Genomic DNA, 24,209 nt, shown 5'->3' on the forward strand with positions numbered 1-24,209 from the left:
AAAGATCTCCCCCAGGAAACGCCGAGGATAACGCACCGCATGACCAAGGCCATCGCACCCCGTTCGCGGAAAGTCCGCATCCTCGCGACGCTAGGCCCTGCCAGCAGCACGCCCGAGATGATCGCGACGCTGTTCCGCACCGGCGCAGACGCGTTCCGAATCAACATGAGCCACGGCGACCAGCAGTCGAAGATCGCCGTAATCCAGGCGATTCGCGCGCTAGAGAAGGAATTTGGTCGCCCCTCGACGATCCTCGCCGATCTCCAGGGGCCGAAACTGCGCGTCGGCAAGTTCGACGGCGGCCGGACCGTGCTCGAAACCGGCTCGACCTTCCTGCTCGATCGCGACCCGACGCCGGGCGACGCGACGCGTGTCGAACTGCCACACGACGAGATCTTCGCGGCGATCGAGCCGGGCGCGCGCCTGCTGCTCGACGACGGCAAGCTCGTGCTGCGCGTCGTGTCGCATAGCCCGCGCGAGATCACGACGCGGGTCGAGGTCGGCGGCGCCTTGTCGAACAGCAAGGGGCTGAACGTCCCCGACGTCGTGCTGCCGATGGCCGCGCTGACCGAGAAGGATCGCAGCGATCTCGACTTCGCGGTCGACCAGGGTGTCGACTGGATTGCGCTCTCGTTCGTGCAGCGCCCGGAAGATCTGTGGGAAGCGCGGAAACTGATCGGCGGCAAGGCGGCGCTGATGGCGAAGATCGAGAAGCCGGCGGCGATCGAGCGGCTCGAGGAGATCGTTGAGGCCTGCGATGGCGTGATGGTCGCGCGCGGCGATCTCGGCGTCGAACTGCCGCCGCAGCAGGTGCCGCCCTTGCAGAAACGCATCGTCGAGGTCTCGCGCCGGATGGGCCGCCCGGTGGTAGTCGCGACGCAGATGCTCGAATCGATGATCACGTCGCCTTCGCCGACGCGCGCGGAAGTGTCCGATGTCGCGACGGCTGTGTATGACGGTGCGGACGCGATCATGCTGTCGGCGGAGAGCGCAGCGGGCGCGTGGCCGGTCGAATCGGTGGCGATGATGGATGCGATCGGCGTGTCGGTCGAGTCCGATCCCGAGCATGGCGACCGCATGCACTTCACGGTGATGAAGCCCGATCCGACGACCGCGGATGCGCTCGCCGAGGCCGCGAAGACCATCGCCGCGACCGTGTCGGCGGTGGCGATCATCTGCTTCACCACCTCGGGCTCGACCGCACGCCGGATCGCGCGCGAGCGGCCTTCGGTGCCGCTGCTGGTGCTCACGCCGAGCCAGGAGACCGCGCGGCGGCTCGGGCTGCTGTGGGGGACGCATGCGGTGCATACGCGCGACGTCGAGTCGTTCGAGGACATGGTCGCGAAGTCGAAGCGGATGGCCTTGCGGCACGGGATGGCGAAGGCCGGCGACCGGGTGATCGTACTGGCGGGCGTGCCGTTCCGGACGCCTGGGTCGACGAATGTGCTGCACGTGGTGCGGATCGTCGGCGATGAGCTCAAGGGGCATCACTCGCAGGTTTGATTTTGGTGGGCTAGAGCTGGCAACGGGCGCTGTTTGCTGGTCGCTGCCGCGCACTACGTCTGCCTTCGAAGCTGGGTAGAGCCCACCCAAGCTGTTCCCTCGCGGAGGCCGGGGTCCAGGGTATCAAGTGCTATGTTATTCAGCTGGGCCCCCCGCGGACGCGGGGGAACGATTGTGGAGCGGTCCGCATCTTCATCGCCCCATCGAGGATTGAGCGTCGAAATTCGGCCGCGACGAGCGCCACCCCCCGTCATGCCGGACTCGTTCCGGCATCCACTGTTCCGCATACTCGCGGTTCGCGAAGTATGCGGGCCAGTGGGCCCCGGCCTCCGCCGGGGTGACGGGATGGGGACGGGCCAGGGTTCCGACGGATACCGAACCTCGGGTTGCCGACGATCGGCTCGGCAGAGGTTCAGGTCTTAACCACACCACGCCACCACCCCGGCGGAGGCCGGGGCCCAGTTGGGAGACGATACTGGCGATGCTCCGTGCTCCGTTACCTCGACCTTTCCAACTGGGCCCCGGCCTCCGCCGGGGTGGTGCGTCAACGCTGGCACCCGATTTAATCTAGGCTAGCGCTCCGCGCCCGAATACGCGATGCCGCGCAGAACGGACCGCACGGGAGGGCGAACGCAATGACATTACGCGAGAAGATCGGTTGGGGCGCACTCGCCCTGCTCGCAGCCTGCGCACTCGCGGTCGTCGCGTTCGAGCGCGGTGAGCACGTCAACGCGCTGTGGATCGTCACCGCAGCCGTCTCCGTCCAACTGATCGCGTACCGCTTCTATGCGCGCTACATCGCGCGGCATGTGATGCAGCTCGACCCGAGCCGGCCCACGCCAGCGCTCCGCCGCGCCGACGGCCTCGATTACGTCGCGACCGACCGCAATGTCCTGTTCGGTCACCACTTCGCCGCCATCGCCGGCGCCGGTCCGCTCGTCGGCCCGGTGCTTGCCGCGCAAATGGGCTATCTCCCCGGCACGCTCTGGATCCTCGCCGGCGTCGTGCTCGCCGGCGCGGTGCAGGATTTCATGATCCTGTTCATCTCGATGCGGCGCGACGGGCGTTCGCTCGGCGAGCTTATCCGCATGGAAATGGGCGCGGTCCCCGGCGTGATCGCGCTGATCGGTGCGTTCGCGATCATGGTCATCATCCTCGCCGTGCTCGCGCTGATCGTGGTGCGCGCGCTCGCCGGAAGTCCGTGGGGGCTGTTCACGGTCGCCGCGACGATCCCGCTCGCGTTCCTGATGGGAATCTACACGCGCTGGATCCGGCCCGGAAAGGTCGGCGAAGTTTCCGTTCTCGGCGTCATCGGGTTGCTCGCCGCGATCGTCTACGGCGGCACCGTGGCCGCGTCGCCGACGCTCGCACCGCTGTTCACGCTGACCCCGGTGCAGCTCTGCGTGCTGATGGTCGGCTACGGCGCGGTCGCATCTGTTCTCCCGGTGTGGCTGCTGCTCGCGCCGCGCGATTACCTGTCGACCTTCCTCAAGATCGGCGCGATCGTCGCGCTCGCGATCGGCATCGCGGTCGTCGCGCCACCGTTGCGGATGCCCGCGCTGACGCCGTTCATCGACGGTAGCGGCCCGGTCTGGTCCGGCGGGCTCTTCCCGTTCCTGTTCATCACGATCGCATGCGGCGCGGTGTCGGGCTTCCACGCGCTGATCGCCAGCGGCACCACGCCCAAGCTGATCGCCAGCGAAGGCGATGCGCAGTTCATCGGTTACGGCGCGATGCTGATGGAAAGTTTCGTCGCGATCATGGCGCTGGTCGGCGCGTCGATCCTCGATCCGGGCGTGTATTTCGCGATGAACAGCCCGGCGGCGGTGGTCGGCACCGACTTCGCCTCCGCGGCGACCGCGGTCACCGCGATGGGCTTCCCGATCACGCCGGAACTGCTCGCGCAGACCGCGAAGGACGTCGGCGAGACCACGATCGTCAGCCGAACAGGTGGCGCGCCGACGCTGGCGGTGGCGATGTCGGAGATCTTCAGCCACCTCGTCGGTGGGCAGGCGATGAAGGCGTTCTGGTATCACTTCGCGATCCTGTTCGAGGCGCTGTTCATCCTCACTGCAGTCGATGCGGGGACGCGTGCCGGAAGGTTCATGCTGCAGGACCTGATCGGACTAGCGGTACCGTCGTTCCGCAACGCGTCGGCGATCGTGCCGGGGCTGATCGCGACCGCGCTCTGCGTGATCGCCTGGGGGTTCTTCCTGTACCAGGGCGTTACCGACCCCTTGGGCGGCGTGAACACGCTGTGGCCGCTGTTCGGCATCTCGAACCAGATGCTCGCGGCAGTCGCGCTGGTGCTGGCCACCGTGGTGCTGTTCCGGATGAAGCGCCAGCGGTACGCGTGGGTGACGATCCTGCCCGCGGCGTGGCTATGCCTGTGCACGATCACCGCCGGGCTGATGAAGCTGTTCGCGAGCGATCCCAAGGTTGGTTTCCTGGCTCATGCGTCGAAGTTCGCGGATGCGGCGGCGCGGGGCGAGTTGCTCGCGCCGGCGAAGACGATGGCGGAGATGCAGCGGATCGTGCTCAACGACCGGATCGACGCGGGGCTGTGCGCGCTGTTCCTGGCGGTGGTGCTGTCGATCGTGTTCTTCGGGATCCGTACGTGTCTGGCGGCGCTGAAGATCGACCGGCCGACTGTCACCGAAGTCCCGCCGCAGTTGGTGGCCGCGGAATGATCCGCGCGCTCTACGCAAAGGCACGCGAGACCGCGCTGCTGATGGTCGGCGTGCCGTCTTACACAGCCTACGTCCAGCACATGGCCGAGCGGCATCCGGATCACGCGCCGATGGACGAACGCGCGTTCTTCCGCGATCGGCAGGAGGCGCGGTATGGGAGCAAGGGTGGGGGACGCTGCTGTTGACCGATGTGGTTTCCACCGTTGCGCGATTGCGGAGCGCGACGGCAGCGGATCACGACGCGGTCGATGCAGGGTTCGGACGCTACGACCTGACCGATGCGGATGACTACCGGGCGTTCCTGATCGCGCACGCCAAGGCCTTGCCCGCGGTCGAGGCTTGGCTGGCGGCTATACCGGGGCTGGCGACGGTTCGGTCGCGCGGGACAGAGCTTGCCGCGGATCTCGCCGCGCTGGGTGAAGACATGCCTGCGCCAATGGTGTTCGACGTCCCGGCGACCACGGCCGCCGGCTGGGGCGCGATGTATGTGGTCGAGGGCTCGCGGCTCGGCGGCATCATGCTGTCGCGGTCGGTGCCCGACGGGATGCCCTCGGCCTATCTCGGCGCGAAGCATTTGTCGGGAGAGTGGCGCGCATTGCTTACCGCTATCGACGACGAGCCCGCCGACGATGCCTGGGTCGAGCAGGCTATCGTCGGCGCGAAGGCGGCGTTCGACCTGTATCGGCGCGCCCCGGCCTGAACTCCCTGATCTCCCTGATCTCAGCGCAGGAGTTTCGGCGCTTCCTTGCGGATCATGTCCTGCACCTTGCTCGCGAACAGGCCGAGGATCCCGGGCAGGTCGACGACCGCATGGACGTTGGTCTCGAACACCGTGACCGCGCTGGCGATCGTCTGCCCCATCGCCTTGACGGTGAAGTGCAGCGTGTCGCCGTCCCAGCGGTGATCGGTCACCGAGCCGCCGGGAATGTTCGCGCCGATCTTGTCGATGCTGCCGTCGAGCCGTGCGCGGACCGCCGCCTTGCCGAGCTGGTGGGGGACGTCGACGGTGATGGGAGTGCCCATTTCTATTCCTTAAGTCGCGAAAATCATGTCGTCGTTGGCGAACGCCTTGAACTCCAGCGCGTTGCCCGACGGGTCGTAAAAGAACATCGTCGCCTGCTCGCCAGGCTGGCCCTTGAAGCGGATGTACGGCGCGATCCCGAACTGGACGCCGGCGGCGGTGACGCGTTCCGACAGCGCGGTCCAGTCGTCCATGGTGAGGACGACGCCGAAGTGCGGGACCGGGACGGCGTGGCCGTCGACCGCGTTCTCGACCGCGACGGGTTTGGCCGAGGGGTCGAGGTGCGCGACGATCTGGTGGCCAAACAGGTCGAAATCGATCCACTGCTCGCTGGAACGCCCTTCGCGACAGCCGAGCGTGGCGCCGTAGAAGGTGCGAGCTGCTGTGAGGTCGTGGACCGGGAAGGCGAGGTGGAAGGGGCGTAGGGTCATGCAGGGAAGATAGATCGTGGTTGAGAGTTCGTCGACCCGGCGGATTGCGTGGGTGCTTTTACCCACCCGCAATATCGTCAGCCCGCCCTACCTTGTTCCCCCGCGAAGGCGGGAGCCCAGTCTGGGTCCCCGCCTTCGCGGGGAAACAAGGTGGGAAGGGCACACCTCACCCAACCATACCGCACCACCCCGGCGAAGGCCGGGGCCCAATTGGGAGACATTGCTAATGCAGGGGAGCGCTTCGTTACGAACACCTTTCCAATTGGGCCCCGGCCTTCGCCGGGGTGGTGCTAGAGGTCGGGGGAGCCGCTCTTCATGCCGCCCCCCCCTCACACCGAAAACATTGCCCCCCCTTCCCCGCCACGGCATAGCGCAAGCGTGAACCGCTACCCTGCCCTCGCCTGCCTCGTCCTCGGTGCGCTTGCCGCGACCGGGTTCGCCCCACTTGATCTCTGGCCGCTGACGCTCGTCGCGTTCGCGCTGTGGATGAAGCTTGTCCACGACGCGCCGACCTTGCGCAACGCGCTGTGGCGCGGGTGGGTGTTCGGGCTCGGGCATTTCACGATCAACAGCAACTGGGTCCAGCATGCGTTCGACTTCCAGGACGCGATGCCGCCGGTGCTCGGCTATTTCGCCGCGGTCGGGCTCGCGCTGTATCTGGCGGTGTTCCCGATGCTCGCCGGCGCGCTTGCCTGGAGGATCGCGCGGCGACCGGGCACGCCCGACGCGACGTTCGTGCTGATCTTCGCCGCTGCCTGGATCGCGACCGAGTGGCTCCGCGCGACGCTGTTCACCGGCTATGCCTGGGATCCGCTGAGCGTTGTCTGGATCCCCGCGATCGGCGTCGCGCGACTGTCCGCGTGGATCGGCACCTACGCGTTGTCCGGCGTGACCATATTGGCGGCAGGCGCGCTGCTGATGCTCGCCGTACGTCGCTGGACGCTGCCGGCGATCGCCATTCCCGCCCTCGGCCTCGCCGCGCTGTCGGCGCTCTGGACCAATGCACCGCCCCCTGCCCCCGGCACGCCGCTGGTCCGCGTGGTTCAGCCGGATATTGGCCAGGAGGACCGCAATGAATCCGACGGCGAGCGCGTGCTCTCCGCGCTCGAAAAGCTCAGCGGCCAAGGCGGCGCCACCCCGCGCCTAGTCGTCTGGCCAGAGGGTGTCGTCCGCGATTACGTCGAAGACGGTTACCCCTTCTACGCTTACGGCTGGTCGAGCCCGCTCTACCTGCGGCGCCGGATGGCGCGGCTGCTCGGCCCGGACGATATCCTGCTGATCGGCGGCACCGCGCTCGAGTTCGATGGCAAGGACCGCATTTCGGGCGCGGCCAATTCGGTGTTCGCGCTCGACGCACAGGCGCGGTTGCGTGGTCGCTACGACAAGGCCCACCTCGTGCCGTACGGCGAGTACCTCCCGATGCCGTGGCTGCTGAAGCCGCTCGGCCTCGCGCGGCTCGTCCCCGGCGACTTCGACTTCACCTCGGGCAAGGGTCCTGCGAACTTGACGCTGCCGGGCTTCGGCGCGATCGGCATCCAGATCTGCTACGAGATCATCTTCTCGGGCGAGGTCGTCGACCGCGCGCACCGGCCGCGGATCCTGTTCAATCCCTCGAACGACGCCTGGTTCGGCAAATGGGGCCCGCCGCAGCATCTCGCGCAAGCCCGGATGCGCGCGATCGAGGAAGGCCTGCCGATCCTCCGCGCCACCCCGACCGGGATCTCGGCGATCATTGCCGCCGATGGGCGCCTCGTCGCGACCGTTCCGCACGAGACCGCCGGCGCGATCGAGCAACCGATGCCGTCCGCGCTGCCGCCGACGCTGTTCTCGCGTGTCGGCAACGCGATGGCGGCGATCGTCGCGGCGCTAATGCTTGCAAGCGCGGTTGCCGTGCGCCGTCGGCGTCGCTAGAAGGTCATATAAAGCTTTCCTTATATGTCGCTCACTGACCCTCTGTCGGCGAGCCTTTGCGAAGAGGTTTCATGCGCAAGTCCTTTCTCTTCACCTCCGAATCGGTCTCCGAAGGCCATCCCGACAAGGTCGCCGACCAAATCAGCGATACCGTCGTCGACCTGTTCCTCGCCAAGGACCCGCAGGCGCGGATCGCCTGCGAGACGCTGACCACCACGCAGCTCGTCGTTCTCGCCGGTGAAATCCGCGGCAAGGGCATCTACGAGAATGGCGAGTGGGCGCCGGGCGTGCTCGAGGAGATCGAGGCCGCGGTCCGCAATACCGTCAAGGAAATTGGCTACGAGCAGACCGGCTTCCACTGGAAGACCTTCCGCTTCGAGAACAACCTTCACGCCCAGTCCGCGGAAATCGCGATGGGCGTCGACGAGAGCGGCAACAAGGACGAGGGCGCCGGCGACCAAGGCATCATGTTCGGCTACGCCACCGACGAGACCCCCGGCCTGATGCCCGCCACGCTGTATTACAGCCACAAGATCCTCGAGCGGATGGCCGCCGATCGCCATTCGGGCGTAGCGCCGTTCCTGCAGCCCGACGCAAAGAGCCAGGTGACGCTGTCGTACGAGAACGAAGCGCCGGTCGCCGCGACCGCGCTCGTCGTCTCGACGCAGCATGCGCCGGGCTATTCGGAAAAGGGCACGAACCCCGATCCGGCAAAGTACGCCGAGCTGCGTGACTACGTGATGGGCGTGTTCAAGGACGTGCTGCCCGACGGCTTCATCTCCGACGCGACCAAGATCTACATCAACCCGACCGGCGCGTTCGAGATCGGCGGCCCCGACGGCGACGCCGGCGTCACGGGTCGCAAGATCATCGTCGACACCTACGGCGGCGCGGCCCCGCATGGCGGCGGCGCGTTCAGCGGCAAGGATCCGACCAAGGTCGATCGTTCGGCCGCGTACGTCTCGCGCTATCTGGCGAAGAACGTGGTCGCAGCCGGCCTCGCGCGCCGCTGCACGATCCAGCTCAGCTACGCGATCGGCATCGCCGAGCCGCTGTCGGTGTATGTCGACCTGCACGGCACCGGCACGGTCGACGAGGCCAAGCTGGAGGCGGTCCTGCCGCAGCTCGTTCGCCTGACGCCCAAGGGCATCCGCGAGCACCTCAAGCTCAACGCGCCGATCTACAAGAAGACCGCGGCGTACGGCCACTTCGGTCGCGAGCCCGTGGGCGACACGTTCACGTGGGAAAAGACCGATCTGGTCGACGCGCTGAAGGCTGCCGTCGCCTGATAGCGACACCTTCGGTGATGTGAAAAAGCCTCCCGCGGATCGGTCCGCGGGAGGCTTTTTTGTTCGCTCGATCATCCTGACGAAAGTCAGGATCCAGGGTAACAAGCGGCGCCCATCATGGCTCTGGATCCTGACTTTCGTCAGGATGACGGTAGGGTGGTTCGCACCGCGGAAATTGAGCCTTACTAGTCCCTCTCCCCGCCGGGGAGAGGGAGGGAGGAGCCTCTTGGCGACGGAAGGGTGAGGGGCGTTGGGAAGAGGGTCCGAGCCTCACTCCGCCTCACCCTCCCACCCGGCTTCGCCGTGCGGGGCCCTCCCTCTCCCCGAGGGGAGAGGGATTATCGAAGGCCAGGCTCGTATCAAAGCACGCGTCACGAACGCCGACCCTTCCTTCGACAAGCTCAGCCGCTACTCTGGCCTAACCCGGTCCGTAACCTGAGCATGCCGCTGTTCAGTGAGGATCTGCCACGCGGTCAGGAACAGCGCCGCGACCAACGGACCGACGACGATGCCGCTGATCCCGACCGCCTCGATCCCGCCGAGCGTCGACACCAGCACGATGTAATCCGGGATGCCGGTATCCCGCCCGACCAGTATCGGGCGCAGGATATTGTCGGCCAGGCCGATCACCACGACGCCCGAGACGACGACCACCACGCCCTGCCAGATCGCGCCGGTCGCTAGCAGATAGACCGCGACCGGGACCCAGACGAGCGCGGGGCCCAGCGCCGGCAGCAGCGACGTCAACGCCATCAACAGCCCCCACAGGAGCGCTGCCGGCACCCCGACAATCCAGAACGTCACCGCGCCGAGCGCACCCTGCGCGAGACCGACGATCACCGATCCCTTGATCGTCGCACGGACCACCGCGACGAACTTGTCGACCAGCGTCTTCGCCACCGAATGCTCCAGCGGCAGCGCACGACGGATCGCCGGCCCCACCTTGTCGCCATCGCGCAACAGGAAGAACGTCACGTACAGCCCGATCCCGAACGACAGCACGAACGCGGCCGCGTTGCGACCGATCGACAGCGCCTGCCCGGCGATCGAGCGGACGCTGTTGCCGAGGATGGTCGACACACGCGACTGCGCCTGCTCGAAGCTGTTGAGCCCGGCCTTGTCGAGCGCACCCTGGATCCGGCGCGGCAACGCGTCGTGGATCTGCTGGAAATACGCGCCGAAGTTGATCTGCCCGCTTTGCAGCTTGGCGTAGACCGAGGCGGACTGGTCGATCATCAGGCTGCCGATGATCAGCGTCGGCACGATCACCGCGACGAAGATGATCAGCAGCGTCATCGCCGCCGCGAGATTGCGCCTACCTGGCCAGCGCTTGAGCAACCACTGGTACAGCGACTGGAACAGGATCGCCGCCAGCCCGCTCCACAGCAACGCCACCGCGAAGGTCGAGACGACGATGCACAACGCTACCGTTATCGCCACCAGGAAGACGATGAAGCCCCCCGTTTCCAGCCGACGCCTGTCGATCATGTCCTACCCCTTTGCTGGCGCCGCACCGCGATCCGCCGACACCCTATAATAAAAGCCGCCCCCCGGTCTTCACCAGGGGACGGCTCATCTTTCGGCGCAGCTATGCGCCGGGCGCTATCAGCGAAGCTTCTCGCTGCCGTTGACCAGCGCATCCTTCTGCGACTGCGGCATCGCCTGCGCGTTGACGTCTGCATCGTCGATCGCGTCCGACTGACGCTCGCCGTCCTTGCGAACCGCCTTGGCCTGGTCCTCGAGGTTGTCGGCAGCCGCGTCGAGCGAATCGGCGCGGTTGTCCGCGGCCTTCTCGACCTGGCTGCCGAGCTTGTCGTCGCCCTTGCCGCCGCAGGCTGCGAGCGGGAGTGCGATGGCGGCGATCATCGTGGCGATGGCGATTTTCTTCATGGTATCTTCCCTCTGGTGCTGAGGTCGCAAACCGTCACGGGCTCGTAACGGTTCCACGCGAGGCCGCCATCCGCGAAAAAAGTATGGCTAATCAAGCGTTAGCCGCAGCGCCGGGCAAAGGCAGCTTTTCCGCGGCGACGCTTTCGATCACCGGTGCGACCCGGTCAAACACCGCGCTGACCATCGCCTCGGCGATCCAGCCGACCGCCGCGCCGACGACGAGGTCGGACAGATAGTGCTTGCCGTTGATCGGTTGCGCGACGGCGACCACGCCGGTGATCAACGCGGCGGGTGTCCCGGCCCCGTCGATGTCGCGCGACGCCGCACGCGCGACCGCCACCGCGCCGGCGGTGTGGCCCGACGGGAACGAGGTCTGTTCGTGCTCGTCGCTTTTGCCCGGTTCGAACCGCGCCTTGCCATCCTCGATCGCCTTTTCAGGGCGTGTGCGATCGACCGACGCCTTGATCGCGGACTTGACGAAGGTCGCCGCCGCGTGCGCCGCCAGCATCCGCACGCCGCCGCGGATCACGTCCGGCCTGCGCGCAACCAGCCCGATCACGACCGTGCCGATCGAGGTCGCCACGAGTTGCGGCTGGTCGCCGATCTCGGCGAGGAACCCGGTCGCCTTGACCAGCGGTTCGTCGCGGTGCTCGGCGGCCTTGTGCGTCGCGTCGCGGTCCGCCTTCTCGACGGCCTTTGCGGCTTGCTTGGTCTTGCTCATCACGTATCGCCCTGTCCGTCCATCTCGCCGCGCACCTGTGCATGCGCGAGCAAGGCGAACAACCCCGCACCGCCCAGCAAGTTGCCGAGCACCGCGGGCAGGATCAGTTCGGCAAAGGTCTGCCACACGCCGGTATGGCCGGAGAACAGCAGCAGGAACGCCTCGTCCGAACCGACGATCGAATGACTGAACCCGCCGATCGCAACGACATAGGTGATCGCGAAGATCACCATGAACGCCTGTTGCCGCGCGTTGGGCAGCGACCAGGCGAGGATCGCGATCATGAACCCGGCGGGAATCGCGTTGACGAACGTCGCCCAGGCCGAAAGCTCGGTGATCCGCATCGACACCTCGATCATCGCGCCGCGCAATTCGCTGTTGCCGAGCACCCCCGCCGCGATCGCACCGCCGGTAATCGCTGTCCCGATCAGATTGGCGAGGAGCACCACGCCCCACAGCCGCAGCGTCCGCTTCAGCGCCCAGCCCGATGGCTTCGTCACCAGTGGCAGCATCGCGCTGATCGTGCTCTCGGTGAACAACTGCATCCGCCCGAGGATCACGACCAGGAAGCCGATCGGATAGCCGAGCGACACGACGATCGTCCGCCACTGCGTGTTGGGCAGTGCCTGATGCAACGCCCCCTCCGCGATCAGCGAACTGGAGATCGCCATGCCCGCGGCAAGCCCCGAGAAGAACAGCGACGACACCGGGCGGTCGAGTTCCTCCTCACCTGCCTCGCGCACGGCCTTGTGCAGGTCCTGCGCATCCGCGGCCTTGAGGTCCTCGACGTCTTCGCCGGGCGAATTGGAAGCGTTGTCGACCATTACGAGCGTGCAACGGTTCGCGTCATGCTTTGCTCCGGCGCAATCGCCCGCTAGAGCGCGCGGCGATGAACGATCCTTCTGTTATCCGCCGCCTCTATGGCCGTCGCCAGGGCCACAAGCTGCGTCTCGGCCAGGCCGCGCTCGTCGAGGAAACGCTCGCCGACCTGTCCGTGCCCGAAGAAGGACCGATCGATGCGATGACCCTGTTCGGCGAAGACCGCCCTCTTCACGTCGAGATCGGCTTCGGTGCGGGCGAGCATCTGGCAGGACAGGCCGCGATGAACCCGGACGTCGGCTTCATCGGCTGCGAGCCGTTCCTCAACGGTGTCGTCGGCGCGCTAGCGCACATCCGCGATGGCGAGCTGAGCAACGTCCGGTTGCACATGGGCGACGCGCTCGAAGTGATCGAGCGCCTGCCCGACGCGAGCCTCGATCGGTTGTACCTGCTCCATCCCGATCCGTGGCGGAAGGCGCGTCACGCCAAGCGGCGCATGGTCAATCACGGTCCGCTCGACACGATCGCCGCCAAGCTCAAGCCGGGCGCGGAGTTCCGGCTCGGCACCGACGACCCGACCTATTGCCGCTGGTCGATGATGATCATGAACGCGCGTCGCGATTTCGAATGGCAGGCAAAAACCCCGCACGACTTCCTGACGCGCCCGGACGACTGGCCCGAGACGCGGTACGAACGCAAAGCCCGGCGGCAGGGCCACGAGGTCTGGTATTATCGCTACCTGCGGGTGTGATCCGCGCGGGCGCTAGCGGTGGGTGTGGTGCCCGCTGCGGCGCCAGAGCCAGCCGAGGGCGCGACCGGCGAGCGCGGGTAGCCCAGGCCTGAGCAGCAGCCAATCGCGGATCGGGGCGTCGACCCGCGCGCCAATCACGCGCTTGTAGCCGCTGTCGCCCGCCCCCCAGTCGATCCGGCGCGTGCCACGCGCGAGCGCGGCGGCGATATTGCGCCAGTAGAGAAGCTTGCCGGGCGAATGCTTGGCGAAGCGCGGATCGTAGCTGTTCGCGATCGCGTACAACAGGTCGCCCGTATCGATGTCGAACGAGAACGCGGCGGGCTTGCCATCGACGCCGAGCAGCGCGGCGCGGAACATCGCGGCCAGGACCGGGTCGGCGACGGCGGCCTGCCAGAAGGCGAGATGACCGTCGCGCGCGAATTTCATGCCTTTGCGATCGGTTGCATGCGCGATCCAGCTGCTCTCCTCGATCGTGCCGAGCGCTTCGAACGCGGCAGGCCAATCGCCGCCCGACAGGAACCGCCACTCGAGCATGCCATGGTCGGCAAGATGTTTTTCGTGGAAGCGGTTCTTGCGTAGCGTCGAACGGCGCGGCCAGGGCTTTCCGTCGACGACCGGGCGGAGATCCAGCGACCAGCTTTCGCCGATCGGGCGGTCGATCACCACCCAGCCATTCGCGCGGGCGGTGGCGATCAGCGCGGTGGCGGCGAAATCATCGTCATACACCGGACCGATTCGCAAGCCGTTCATATGCGCGGACAGCGTCGACAGCGCGGTCTTCAGCGCGGCATCGCTATGTTCGAGCGCGAGGCCGAAGCTGCGGAACGGCCAGTAGCATCCGGGGATCGCCGCGATCCCCAACGCGGCCGGGCCGCGCGGGACGAACGGCAGCGTCAGCACCGGCGAATCGTCCTGTTCGACGACCAATGTCCGCGCCTGCCCGCCGTACGCGGCGAGCGCGGCGGCGTACCAGCCGAAGCGGAGGAAGCGATGGCTCGGCGCGCCCCGTTCCGCCACGGTGTCGATCGCGGCGGCAAGCCCCTCGACCACGTCGCTGCGCACGATCGGCGGCAGCCGGACGAAGTCGGCCAGGAGCATCGGCTTGGACATTAGCTCCCGATACCTCGCAGAAGGTTACGATTGCATGCTCTTTTGCGATCACCCCTTTTGCAATCGGCGGCATTCGCCAGCATGGTGGCCGTCATGCCGACGATCCCCGCCATTTCGACGATCGCCCAGACGATCCAGCTCTCGCTCGCGCCCGTGTTCATGCTCGCGGGCATCGGCCAGTTGCTCAACGTGCTGGCCGGGCGGCTGTCGCGCGTGATCGACCGCGCGCGGAAACTGGAGCAGTTGCACCCCAATTTCTCGGCAGCCGATCGCACGCGCTACGGCTGGGAGTTGCGGTTACTCGACCGGCGGATGACGATCATCAACGCGGCGCTGTTCCTGGCGGTATCGAGCGCGATCATGACCTGCGTGCTGATCGCGCTGCTGTTCATCGCCGAACTCGCCAAGCTGCATTTCGGCACCGCGGTCGCGCTGTGCTTCATCCTCGCGATGATCCTGCTGATCGCGGCGCTAGTCTCCTTCATTTTCGAGGTCAGGATGTCGTTGAGAGCCTTCCGGATCCGGCCTGAATTGCTGAAGGACCTGTTGTGATCGAGAAACGCGTATTGCAGGCGGTGGTCGCGGTCGCATGCCTGTTGCCGCTGATTGTCGGTGGGCAAGGCGTGCTGCACGGGCCGGCTCCGTTCGGGCATCTGACCGATGTGCCGCGCGATCTGGACAGCCATTTCCGGTACATCTCGGGGATCTTTTTTGCGACCGGGTTGGGGTTTTTGAGCTGCATTCCGGCGATCGAGCGCAAGGGGCCGCGGTTTCGGTTGCTTGGCGGGTTGATCTTCGTTGGAGGCGTATCGCGCGGGATTTCGTTGCTGGCCGTAGGCGTGCCGTCGCAGGGCCACGTGCTCGGGCTGGCGATGGAGACGGTGGTCGTGCCGTTGCTGATGCTCTGGCAGTGGAATTTCGCGAAGCGGGCTGCCAGTTCGCCGTCATCCTGACGAAAGTCAGGATCCAGGGTCACGCAGTACGGACCTCCTGGCTCTGGATCCTGACTTTCGTCAGGATGACGGGACGTGTGCGGCAGCGCGGTCTGGCGGCCAGCAGACCAGCCGGGTCATACTAGCGAGCAGCCTCCATCCCCGCCCCGACGTCGGCGGTCGGCAGATACCGTGGCGCGACCCGTGCTTTCGCCCGCTGCTCGTACGCATAGCCCGCGCCCAGCACCGCCGCGTCGCCATACTTCGTCGCGATGAACGACAACCCGACCGGCAAACCGCGGACCAGCCCCATCGGCACGGTCAGGTTCGGATACCCCGCCACCGCCGGCAGTCCGCTCGAGCTCGGGCCGCCGTATTGATCACCGTACACAGGCTCGCTCAGCCACGCGGGGCCGTAGGTCGGCTCGACCAGTAATGTAGCGCCCGCCGCCTTGAGCATCGCGTCGATCCCCTCCGCACCCGCGAGCCGCAGCGATTTGGCGCGCGCTGCTTTGTACGCCGGATCGTTCAACCCCTTGGTCTTCGCCGCAGCCTCGAACGTCTCCTGCGCGAAGAAGGGCATCTCCGTGCCCGCGTTGGCGGTGTTGAACGCGATGACCTGATCGAGCGTCCGCGTGCCGACCGCCGCTGGCGTGGTCGCGAGATAGGTGTCGAGGTCGGCCTTCAACTCGGTCTGGAGCACGACGAGTTCCGCCTCGCCGAGCCCATCGAGCTTGGGTTGCTTCACCTCGACCAGCACGGCGCCCGCAGCCTTCAGCACATCAAGCGAGGCCTGGTATTTCGCGGCAAGGTCCGCGGTCATCTCCGGCCGGAGCACGCCGACGCGCAGGCCCGACAGCGCGCTGGTCGACAGCCCGGCCGCATAGTCGCGCTTGTAAGCCCCTGCCCCCGCGGTCGCGGCATCGGCAGGATCGGCCGCGATCATCGCCGAGAACAGCGTCGCCACGTCGCGCACGCTCCGCGCCATCGGCCCCGGCGTATCCTGGCTGTGGCTGATCGGTACGACATGCGTGCGGCTGACGAGGCCCAGCGTCGGCTTCAGCCCGACCAGTCCGTTGAGCGACGACGGACACACCACCGAACCGTCGGTCTCCGTGCCGATCGCCGCCGCCGCGAAGCTCGCCGCAACCGCCGCGCCCGAGCCGCTCGACGATCCGCACGCGGTACGGTCGAGCGCGTAGGGATTCTTGACCAAGCCGCCGACCGCACTCCAGCCGCTCATCGACCGGGTCGAGCGGATGTTCGCCCATTCGCTGAGGTTGGTCTTACCCAGGATCACCGCCCCCGCGGCGCGGAGTTGCGCCACAACGGGTGCGTCCCGACGCGTGAGATTATCCTTCAGCGCGAGGCTGCCCGCAGTGGTCGGCATCGCATCCGCGGTCTCGACATTGTCCTTGATCAGCACCGGCACGCCGTGGAGCGGCCCGCGGATGCGCCCGGCGTTGCGCTCGGCGTCGAGCGCCTTGGCCTGCGCCAGTGCGTCGGGGTTGAGCGCGATGACGGCGCGGAGAGTCGGCCCCTTGCGGTCCATCGCGGCGATCCGCGCGAGATAGGCGCGGACGAGGTCGACGCTGCTCGCCTTGCCGGACGTCATATCCGCCTGGAGCTGGTCGATCGACTGCTCCTCGACGGCGACGGTCTTCGCCTCGGCCACGATTGGAAGCGCGGTCGCGAGCAATAGCCCGATGATAAACTGACGCATTTTGCGAATCCCCTTTGGCACGAGGCTATCGGGGTTGCGGGCCTGCGCCAAGCGGTCTGAACGATGCTCGACACGATGCGTTACGGACCAGCAACGGATAGGGGAATGGCGTGCGTCTCGTGTTGAAGATCGTCGGGGGCGTCGTGCTGCTGGCGGTCGTGATCGTCGCGCTGACGGTGACGATCGTCCCACGCTTCCTCGACCGCATCTACTACCGCGGACCGGCGAGCGGCCATTTCGACGGCGCGCACTTCGCCAATCCCGACAACGACGCCGACACGCAGCAGATCCAGCCCGCCGGTGGCGGTCGCGCGAGCTTCTTCTGGCGCTATTTCACCGGCAGCGATGGGCGGCCTGCGTGGCCGAAATCGGTCGCAGTGAACCGCATCGCGCCGCCCGCCCGTGTCGAGGGCAAGCGGATGGTCGTGACGTGGGTCGGCCATGCGAGCGTGCTGATCCAGACGCAGGGGCTGAACATCCTCACCGATCCGGTCTGGGCGGAGAAGGCCGGGCCGCTGGGCACGGGTCCGCGTCGTATCGCCGAGCCGGGGATCGCGTTCGATGCGCTGCCCAGGATCGACCTCGTGCTGGTCAGCCACAATCACTACGACCATCTCGACAAGGCGACGCTGAAGCGGCTGTGGGAGCGCGATCGGCCGCGCATCGTCACGAGCTTGGGCAACGACAGCGTGATCGGCCAGACCGGCGCGCAGGCTATCGCGCTCGACTGGGGGCAGCGGGTAGCGATCAAGCCCGGCGTCGCGGTCACCGTGACGCGCAACCATCATTGGGGCAGTCGCTGGTTTACCGATCGCAATCGCGCGCTGTGGTCGAGCTTCGTCGTGACGCTGCCGGGCGGGAACGTGTTCTTTGCGGGCGATACCGGGATGGGCGACGGCCAGTGGCCGGTCGAAGCGGCGGCGCTGGGGCCGATCCGGCTGGCGCTGATCCCGATCGGCGCGTTCCGGTTCGTCGACGGGCAGATGGAGTCGGGCAGCCATATCGGGCCGGTCGATGCGGTCGAGGTCTATCGCCGGCTCGGCGCGGCGCACGCGATCCCGATCCACTGGGGGACGTTCCGGCTGTCGTTCGAGGGGTATGATACGCCGCCAAAGCTGCTGGCGGCGGCGATGCGGTGTACGGGGCAGACTGGGTTCACGCCGGTGGCGACTGGGCGGCCCACGGAGGTTGCGGAGTATGTGAAGCCGGCGACGGTAACGCCGATGGCTCGGGCGGCCTTGTTGCAGTGTCTCGATACGCCGCAGGTTCGCGCACTCCGTTAATTCTTCCGTCACCCCGGAGTTGTTCGGCGCGTATTCCCTGAGACCAAGTAAGCCTGTTTCCCCGCGAAGGCGGGGACCCAGACTGGGCTCCCGCCTTCGCGGGAGAACAACGAGAGAGAAGCGTAACGCCGGCTCCACATCCAACCACCCCGGCGAAGGCCGGGGCCCAATTGGGGAAGGCTGCTAATGTAGACAGCCCCTCGTTACTGCCACCTTTCCAATTGGGCCCCGGCCTTCGCCGGGGTGGCATTTCCGTCAATCGTGCCCGCGCTTCACCCCATCTTGAACACGCAGAGCTTGTTGCCGTCCGGATCGCGGAAATACGCGCCGTAGAAGCCCATTTCCTCGGGTCCACGCGTGCCGGCAGCGCCTTCGTCCGCGCCACCGAGTTCGATCGCCTTGACGTAGACCTGGTCGACCTGCTCGCGCGAATCCGCTGCCAACGCGACCATCGTGCCGTTGCCCGCGGTCGCGGCTGCGCCGTCATAGGGCTTGCCGATCACCAGCATCGGCTTGTCGGGGCCCGCGCCGTAGAAGGTCAACTGGCGCGCGTCGGGCATTTGCATCAGGCGCTTGCCGCCGACCGTCGCGAACAGCGCGTCGTAAAACGCCAGCGCCGAGTCGATGTCGTTGGTGCCGAGCGTCGCGTAACCGATCATGGGTCTCTCCTCTTATGAATAAGGAGCGATATCGGAGGGTTACGCGGGGACGCAACTAGCTGTTCCCCCGCGAAGGCGGGGGTCCAGGCCCGAACCCTCCCGGCATGCGGCAGTGATGTAATCCCTGGGCCCCGCGTTCGCGGGGGAACAGCTAGCGTTGCGGTCGTGGATTACCCGACGAAAGCGCGCTCGATCACGAACGTACCCGGCTTCGAGTTCGCGCCCTCCTCGAAGCCATTCGCCTCGAGCATCACCGCGAACTCCTTGATCATCTCGGTCGAGCCGCACAGCATCGCGCGGTCGGTCTCGGGGTTGAGCTTCTGCTCGCCGCGGACCGGGTGGCCGAACAGCGACGCATCCTCGATCAGCGCGCCGATCCGCCGCGTGGTGCGGAACGGCTCGCGCGTCACGGTCGGGATGTAGTGGAACTGCGTCTGCGCCTCGTCGGCGATCAGCGGATCCTCCGAGAGCAGCCCGACCATCTCGTCGTGATAGGCGAGATCGCTCACGCGGCGCACGCTGTGCACGACGATCACCTGCTCATACGCAGCATAGACGTCGGGGTCGCGCATCAGGCTGAGGAACGGCGCGAGGCCGGTGCCGGTCGAGAACATGAACAACCGCTTCCCCGGCAGCAGCGCGTCGAGCACCAACGTGCCCGTCGGCTTCTTGCCGAGATACACCTCGTCGCCAGGCTGGATCAGCTGGAGCTTCGAGGTCAGCGGACCGTCTTCGACCTTGATCGACAGGAACTCCAGTTCCTCCGAATAATGCGGGGAAGCGATCGAATAGGCGCGCATGATCGGCTTGCCGCCTTCCTGGGGAAGACCGATCATCACGAACTCGCCCGAGCGGAAACGGAAGGTCGAGGGCCGCTCGATCGCGAAGCTGAACAGATGTTCGTTCCAGTGACGTACCCACAGCACCTTGGCGTTGAGGAACGCGGGGGTCTCGGGGATCAGCGCGGGCGCGCGGGTTGCTTCGACGGTCGGGGCGGTCATGCGTCTATTCCTTGGCCTGCGCGCGGGCGCTGGCGGATCGATGGCTTGCGAAACGGTCGCATTATGGGCGCGAGCCGGACGGGTCAACAACAGCTAAACTTGGCATCGCCCAAACAGGTCCCGTGGCCGTTGCCGACTCACCGTATGTTCCCCATATTCCCCCTCGATGGCCATTCAGATCCGCACCAGTCTCGCCGAGCCCGAAACCGGCGAAAGCTTCGTCCCGCACCGCCCGACCGCGCGCCCCGACAAGGTCGAGGGCGGCAAGCGGTTCAACCTCGTCAGCGAATACGAACCCGCCGGCGACCAGCCCACCGCGATCGCCGAACTCGTCTCCGCGATCGGCGACGGCGAGAAGGACCAGGTGCTGCTCGGCGTCACCGGCTCAGGCAAGACCTTCACGATGGCCAGCGTCATCAACCGCGTCCAGCGCCCCGCGCTGATCCTCGCGCCGAACAAGATCCTGGCCGCTCAGCTCTACGGCGAGATGAAGTCGTTCTTCCCCGAAAACGCGGTCGAATATTTCGTCAGCTATTACGATTATTATCAGCCCGAGGCGTATGTTGCGCGCTCCGACACGTACATCGAGAAGGAATCCTCGACCAACGAGTCGATCGACCGGATGCGGCATTCCGCCACCCGTGCGCTGCTCGAACGCGACGACGTCATCATCGTCGCGTCGGTGTCGTGCCTGTACGGCATCGGCTCGGTCGAGACCTATTCGGCGATGATCTTCGACCTGAAGAAGGGCACGACGGTCGACCAGCGCGAGATCGTGCGGAAGCTCGTCGCGCTCCAGTACAAGCGCAACGACGCCGCGTTCCAGCGTGGCAATTTCCGCGTGAAGGGCGACACGCTGGAGATCTTCCCGTCGCATTACGAGGACAGCGCGTGGCGCATCTCGTTCTTCGGCGACGATATCGAGGAGATCATCGAGTTCGATCCGCTGACCGGCAAGAAGGTCGCGTCGCTGAACTCGGTGCGCGTGTACGCGAACTCGCATTACGTGACCCCCGGCCCGACGCTCAAGCAGGCGGGCGAGGCGATCAAGCACGAGCTGGCCGAGCGGCTGAAGGAGCTGGTGCTTGAGGGCAAGCTGCTGGAGGCGCAGCGGCTTGAGCAGCGGACGAACTTCGACCTTGAGATGATCGCCGCGACCGGCTCCTGCGCGGGGATCGAGAATTACTCGCGCTTCCTCACCGGCCGCATGCCGGGCGAACCGCCACCCACGTTGTTCGAATATCTCCCCGACAACGCGTTGCTGTTCGTCGACGAGAGCCATGTCACGATCGGCCAGATCAACGGCATGTCGCGCGGCGATCACCGTCGCAAACTGACGCTCGCCGAATACGGCTTCCGCCTGCCGAGCGCGATCGACAACCGCCCGCTGCGCTTCAACGAATGGGACGCGATGCGCCCGCCGACGACCTATGTCTCGGCCACTCCGGGCAGCTGGGAGATGGAACAGACCGGCGGCGTGTTCGCCGAACAGGTCATCCGCCCGACCGGGCTGATCGATCCGCCGGTCGAGATCAAGCCGGTCGAGGAACAGGTCCAGGACCTGATCGTCGAGGTCGGCAAGACCACGGCGCTCGGCTACCGCACGCTCGTCACCACGCTGACCAAGCGGATGGCGGAGGATCTGACCGAATACATGCACGAGGCGGGGATCAAGGTCCGCTACATGCACAGCGACGTCGAGACGCTGGAGCGCATCGAACTTATCAGAGATCTCCGCCTGGGCGTGTACGACGTCCTGATCGGCATCAACCTGTTGCGCGAGGGGCTCGATATTCCCGAATGCGGGCTGGTCGCGATCCTCGATGCGGACAAGGAGGGCTTCCTGCGTTCCGAGACGTCGCTGATTCAGACGATCGGCCGCGCCGCGCGCAACGTCGACGGCCGCGTGATCCTGTATGCCGACCGCGTCACCGGATCGATGGAGCGCGCGATGAACGAGACGTCGCGCCGCCGCGAGAAGCAGGTCGCGTACAACACCGAGCACGGCATTACCCCGACGACGATCCGCCGCAACATCGGCGACATCATCGCGCACGTAGCGTCTCAGGATCAGGTAACGATCCCGATCGACGAGGACCGCCCGCACATGGTCGGCCACAACCTGCGCGCGTATATCGAGGATCTCGAGAAGCAGATGCGCAAGGCTGCGTCGGATCTGGAGTTCGAGACCGCCGGGCGTCTGCGTGACGAAATCCGACAGTTGGAGAACGAGGAACTGGGCCTGCCGGTCGACCAGCAGAAGGCGCCGGTCATGGGGCGGTCGAACGAGGGCAAGCCGGGCACGCGAAAGACACGCTACGGCAAGAGCCAGAAGATGCGAATGGGGGGCTCGCGGTCGCGATAATCGGTCGAACTTCGGTCGCCCCGCCCCTTGGCGTCCGCGCGGATCCACGGTAGCGTGGCTGATCCGGCGGGGGCCGGGTTCTGGGGAGTAACGATTATCGCTACCATCAAAGCCGTCGCGCGTTCGCGCGGCGCATCGCGTCCGTGGGCTGCAGTTGCCGCGATCACGGCGCCGATCGCGGCCTTACTGCTGACGGCCTGTGGCGGTAGCGATTCGGCAAGTTCGCCGACCGTTCCGCCCACGGCCCCGACGCCGCCCCCCGCTCCTGTGAACGCGCCCCCGGTCTTCACATCGGCCAATGCCGTGAGCGTAGTCGAGAATACGACGGCCATCGTCTATCAGGCTGCTGCAACCGATCCCGAGGGCGCCCCGGTCGCCTACGCGATCAGCGGCGGCGCGGATGCCGCGAAATTCACGCTGAACGGAACCGGCCAGCTCGGCTTCGTGGCACCGCCGAATTTCGAACTGCCGACGGACCTCGACGGAAACAACGTCTATCTGGTCCAGCTGACCGCAAGCGACGGTCAGGCAACCAGCACGATCGCACTCCAGGTCACCGTGACGAACAGCAAGGAGGGAATCGCCGTCCACCGTGTCGCGACCGGTTTCATCCACCCCGTCGCGATCGCCAGCCTGAGTGCGACGCGGATGCTGGTCGTGGAACGATCCGGCGCGATTTACGATTTGAACCCGCAGACGGGTGCGCGGACGTTGTTCTATCAGGTCGCCAATGTCGGAACCGGCGACCGCGGGATGATCGCACTGGCGGTTGCGCCGACGTTTGCCACCACCGGTATCTTCCACGTGATGTTCACGAACACCAACGGGTTCCTGATCGTTCAGCGCTATCTCCGCAACCAGGCGGGGCCGACTGTCCCGGATAACAGCGGTCCGCTGCTGGCAGTGTCCGCGCCTCAATATCCCGGCGGAGGTTGGCTAGGGTACGACGCCGGCAACCTGATCATCGCTACGGGCGATGCCGGTGGCGCAGGCGACCCAGCTGGCACCGCGCAGGACTCATCGTCCCGATTGGGGAAGATCCTTCGCGTGACGAACAATCCGGATCCCTATGCCGGAGCCTCTCCGCAGTTCTTCCTGGTTTCGGCGATCGCGAAGGGCCTGCGAAATCCGAACGGCGGCGCGTATTACAGCGGTGGCCTGCTGATCGCCGACAGCGGACAGGATGTCGCCGAAGAGGTCGACTTCCTACCGCTCGGCGCACCCGTGACGAATTTCGGCTGGCCGTTCAAGGAAGGGACCAAGATCGTCCGCGGCACCGCTCCGGCCGACGTCGTGGATCCGTCGATCCAATATCCGCACACCGGCGGCACGCGCTTCGGCCAAGCGATCGTCGGCGGATTCGTCGGGTCGCCAACGATCGCCTCGCTCTCGGGCGTTTATGTTTTCGCCGATCGCAACGGCGCCCTGTTTACGACGCCTGCCGATTCACTGCGCCGTGTCGGGACGATCGAGGGGCCGATGCTGGAGCGGCGCAACGAGGATTTTGCGCCGGATCAAGGCACGATCGACCGCCCGGTTTCGTTCGGCGTCGCGAGCGATGGTCAGGCCTATATCGTCGACGACGATGGCGAAATCTTCAGCATCGACCAAGGGTAGCGTAGGGCTCAGCCGACGACGAGATCCTCGCTGCTCGACCCGTAATAGCTGGCGACGCGGTCCGCATAGGCCTGGTCGAAGACCGGTGCGTTGTTCGCCCAGCTTGGGCCGCCTTCGAGGACGCGCTTGTCGATCGTGACAACGTAGAGGTCGCGGACGGCGTCGAACTGGAGCAGCGAGAATGGCAGCGGGTAGAAGCTCTTGCCCATGCCGAGGAAGCCGCCGAGGCTGAGCACGGCATGCGTGACGCGGCCGGTGCCCTTGTGGACCATGAACGCGTGGACCGAGCCGACATTGTCGCCGTCGCGGCTCTCGACCTTCATCGTGCCGGAGATGTTCGACTGGACGAGCAGCTGGGTGGGCGTCTGGGCGGCGGTATCGGACATGGACGTTCTCCTGATTTCTTCCGTCGCTGAACCGGTATCACCGTGCGGCGGTTCCCGGCTAGCGCGCTTCGTCGTACTTGAGCGACCGCCGGGCGTGCCGCATAGCG

The 24,209-nt window shown here is 66.4% G+C and carries 23 protein-coding genes; 12 read left to right on the forward strand and 11 right to left on the reverse strand.

Features of this window, described 5'->3' with window-relative positions; translation table 11 throughout:
* The first annotated feature begins 39 nt into the window (after window positions 1-39).
* The 4 genes from pyk to C8J44_RS09930 all read left to right on the forward strand — a co-directional run bounded on the left by pyk (window position 40) and on the right by C8J44_RS09930 (window position 4,893).
* On the forward strand, window positions 40-1,503 hold the full coding sequence (pyk, locus tag C8J44_RS09915; RefSeq protein WP_060526506.1) for a pyruvate kinase: 1,464 nt from the start codon (window positions 40-42) through the stop codon (window positions 1,501-1,503).
* Window positions 1,504-2,138: 635 nt separating this feature from the next.
* Window positions 2,139-4,193, forward strand: coding sequence for a carbon starvation CstA family protein (locus C8J44_RS09920; protein ID WP_060526505.1), 2,055 nt, complete (start codon window positions 2,139-2,141; stop codon window positions 4,191-4,193).
* Complete coding sequence (locus C8J44_RS09925) at window positions 4,190-4,378, forward strand: YbdD/YjiX family protein (RefSeq protein ID WP_121904345.1); 189 nt, start codon at window positions 4,190-4,192, stop codon at window positions 4,376-4,378. The genes C8J44_RS09920 and C8J44_RS09925 overlap by 4 nt, the downstream gene beginning before the upstream one ends.
* 5 nt (window positions 4,379-4,383) lie before the next feature.
* Complete coding sequence (locus C8J44_RS09930) at window positions 4,384-4,893, forward strand: biliverdin-producing heme oxygenase (RefSeq protein WP_259466828.1); 510 nt, start codon at window positions 4,384-4,386, stop codon at window positions 4,891-4,893.
* A gap of 20 nt (window positions 4,894-4,913) precedes the next feature.
* Here C8J44_RS09930 and C8J44_RS09935 read toward each other — a convergent pair whose 3' ends face one another.
* Both C8J44_RS09935 and C8J44_RS09940 read right to left on the reverse strand, forming a co-directional pair.
* Window positions 4,914-5,216, reverse strand: coding sequence for a polyhydroxyalkanoic acid system family protein (locus C8J44_RS09935; protein ID WP_056051730.1), 303 nt, complete (start codon window positions 5,214-5,216; stop codon window positions 4,914-4,916).
* A gap of 9 nt (window positions 5,217-5,225) precedes the next feature.
* Complete coding sequence (locus tag C8J44_RS09940) at window positions 5,226-5,645, reverse strand: VOC family protein (RefSeq protein WP_121904347.1); 420 nt, start codon at window positions 5,643-5,645, stop codon at window positions 5,226-5,228.
* A gap of 378 nt (window positions 5,646-6,023) precedes the next feature.
* On the opposite strand from C8J44_RS09940, the gene lnt reads away from it, so the two are divergent.
* Window positions 6,024-7,556 carry an apolipoprotein N-acyltransferase gene (gene lnt, locus C8J44_RS09945; protein WP_183128750.1) on the forward strand — a complete coding sequence of 511 codons (1,533 nt, stop codon included), beginning with the start codon at window positions 6,024-6,026 and terminating at the stop codon, window positions 7,554-7,556.
* A gap of 71 nt (window positions 7,557-7,627) precedes the next feature.
* Window positions 7,628-8,845, forward strand: coding sequence for a methionine adenosyltransferase (gene metK / locus C8J44_RS09950; protein WP_121884259.1), 1,218 nt, complete (start codon window positions 7,628-7,630; stop codon window positions 8,843-8,845).
* A 408-nt stretch (window positions 8,846-9,253) separates the two neighbouring features.
* Here metK and C8J44_RS09955 read toward each other — a convergent pair whose 3' ends face one another.
* The 4 genes from C8J44_RS09955 to C8J44_RS09970 all read right to left on the reverse strand — a co-directional run bounded on the left by C8J44_RS09955 (window position 9,254) and on the right by C8J44_RS09970 (window position 12,280).
* Complete coding sequence (locus C8J44_RS09955) at window positions 9,254-10,333, reverse strand: AI-2E family transporter (RefSeq protein ID WP_121904349.1); 1,080 nt, start codon at window positions 10,331-10,333, stop codon at window positions 9,254-9,256.
* Window positions 10,334-10,450: 117 nt separating this feature from the next.
* Window positions 10,451-10,735 carry a hypothetical protein gene (locus C8J44_RS09960; protein WP_121904350.1) on the reverse strand — a complete coding sequence of 95 codons (285 nt, stop codon included), beginning with the start codon at window positions 10,733-10,735 and terminating at the stop codon, window positions 10,451-10,453.
* 91 nt (window positions 10,736-10,826) lie between these two features.
* Window positions 10,827-11,456, reverse strand: coding sequence for a phosphatase PAP2 family protein (locus C8J44_RS09965; RefSeq protein ID WP_121904351.1), 630 nt, complete (start codon window positions 11,454-11,456; stop codon window positions 10,827-10,829).
* Window positions 11,456-12,280 carry a formate/nitrite transporter family protein gene (locus C8J44_RS09970; RefSeq protein WP_121904352.1) on the reverse strand — a complete coding sequence of 275 codons (825 nt, stop codon included), beginning with the start codon at window positions 12,278-12,280 and terminating at the stop codon, window positions 11,456-11,458. The genes C8J44_RS09965 and C8J44_RS09970 overlap by 1 nt, the downstream gene beginning before the upstream one ends.
* A 65-nt stretch (window positions 12,281-12,345) precedes the next feature.
* On the opposite strand from C8J44_RS09970, the gene trmB reads away from it, so the two are divergent.
* Window positions 12,346-13,026, forward strand: coding sequence for a tRNA (guanosine(46)-N7)-methyltransferase TrmB (gene trmB, locus C8J44_RS09975; protein ID WP_121904353.1), 681 nt, complete (start codon window positions 12,346-12,348; stop codon window positions 13,024-13,026).
* Window positions 13,027-13,038: 12 nt separating this feature from the next.
* Here the strand turns inward: trmB and C8J44_RS09980 are convergent, their stop codons facing one another.
* A complete protein-coding gene (locus C8J44_RS09980) occupies window positions 13,039-14,136 on the reverse strand; it encodes a GNAT family N-acetyltransferase (protein ID WP_121904354.1) in 1,098 nt (365 codons plus the stop codon).
* 93 nt (window positions 14,137-14,229) lie between these two features.
* On the opposite strand from C8J44_RS09980, the gene C8J44_RS09985 reads away from it, so the two are divergent.
* Both C8J44_RS09985 and C8J44_RS09990 read left to right on the forward strand, forming a co-directional pair.
* Window positions 14,230-14,688 (forward strand): DUF2721 domain-containing protein, encoded by a 459-nt coding sequence (locus tag C8J44_RS09985; RefSeq protein WP_056053043.1) that lies wholly within the window; start codon window positions 14,230-14,232, stop codon window positions 14,686-14,688.
* Complete coding sequence (locus tag C8J44_RS09990; RefSeq protein WP_121904355.1) at window positions 14,685-15,089, forward strand: DUF4345 domain-containing protein; 405 nt, start codon at window positions 14,685-14,687, stop codon at window positions 15,087-15,089. Before C8J44_RS09985 ends, C8J44_RS09990 begins: the two co-directional genes overlap by 4 nt.
* A gap of 121 nt (window positions 15,090-15,210) precedes the next feature.
* Here C8J44_RS09990 and C8J44_RS09995 read toward each other — a convergent pair whose 3' ends face one another.
* Window positions 15,211-16,791: an amidase gene (locus C8J44_RS09995; protein WP_121904356.1), complete on the reverse strand. Its 1,581-nt coding sequence runs from the start codon at window positions 16,789-16,791 to the stop codon at window positions 15,211-15,213.
* A 119-nt stretch (window positions 16,792-16,910) separates the two neighbouring features.
* Here C8J44_RS09995 and C8J44_RS10000 point away from each other — a divergent pair, with 119 nt between their 5' ends.
* A complete protein-coding gene (locus C8J44_RS10000) occupies window positions 16,911-18,074 on the forward strand; it encodes an MBL fold metallo-hydrolase (protein WP_121904692.1) in 1,164 nt (387 codons plus the stop codon).
* A gap of 272 nt (window positions 18,075-18,346) precedes the next feature.
* Here the strand turns inward: C8J44_RS10000 and C8J44_RS10005 are convergent, their stop codons facing one another.
* Both C8J44_RS10005 and C8J44_RS10010 read right to left on the reverse strand, forming a co-directional pair.
* Window positions 18,347-18,733: a VOC family protein gene (locus tag C8J44_RS10005; RefSeq protein ID WP_121904357.1), complete on the reverse strand. Its 387-nt coding sequence runs from the start codon at window positions 18,731-18,733 to the stop codon at window positions 18,347-18,349.
* Window positions 18,734-18,903: 170 nt separating this feature from the next.
* Window positions 18,904-19,734 carry a ferredoxin--NADP reductase gene (locus tag C8J44_RS10010; RefSeq protein WP_060526489.1) on the reverse strand — a complete coding sequence of 277 codons (831 nt, stop codon included), beginning with the start codon at window positions 19,732-19,734 and terminating at the stop codon, window positions 18,904-18,906.
* A gap of 166 nt (window positions 19,735-19,900) precedes the next feature.
* Here C8J44_RS10010 and uvrB point away from each other — a divergent pair, with 166 nt between their 5' ends.
* The gene (gene uvrB / locus C8J44_RS10015) at window positions 19,901-22,099 is read left to right on the forward strand and encodes an excinuclease ABC subunit UvrB (RefSeq protein ID WP_121904358.1); all 2,199 of its coding nucleotides are present in this window, start codon (window positions 19,901-19,903) and stop codon (window positions 22,097-22,099) included.
* A gap of 303 nt (window positions 22,100-22,402) precedes the next feature.
* Entirely contained in the window at window positions 22,403-23,716 is a 1,314-nt protein-coding gene (locus C8J44_RS10020) for a PQQ-dependent sugar dehydrogenase (protein WP_147453167.1), read from the forward strand.
* Between the two features lie 8 nt (window positions 23,717-23,724).
* Here the strand turns inward: C8J44_RS10020 and C8J44_RS10025 are convergent, their stop codons facing one another.
* Window positions 23,725-24,102, reverse strand: a complete 378-nt coding sequence (locus tag C8J44_RS10025) for a PRC-barrel domain-containing protein (RefSeq protein WP_056051762.1) — start codon at window positions 24,100-24,102, stop codon at window positions 23,725-23,727.
* Window positions 24,103-24,209 lie beyond the last annotated feature (107 nt).

Origin of the sequence: Sphingomonas sp. PP-CE-3A-406 (assembly GCF_003688625.1) — a bacterium.
In the GTDB taxonomy this organism is placed as follows: Bacteria; Pseudomonadota; Alphaproteobacteria; order Sphingomonadales; family Sphingomonadaceae; genus Sphingomonas.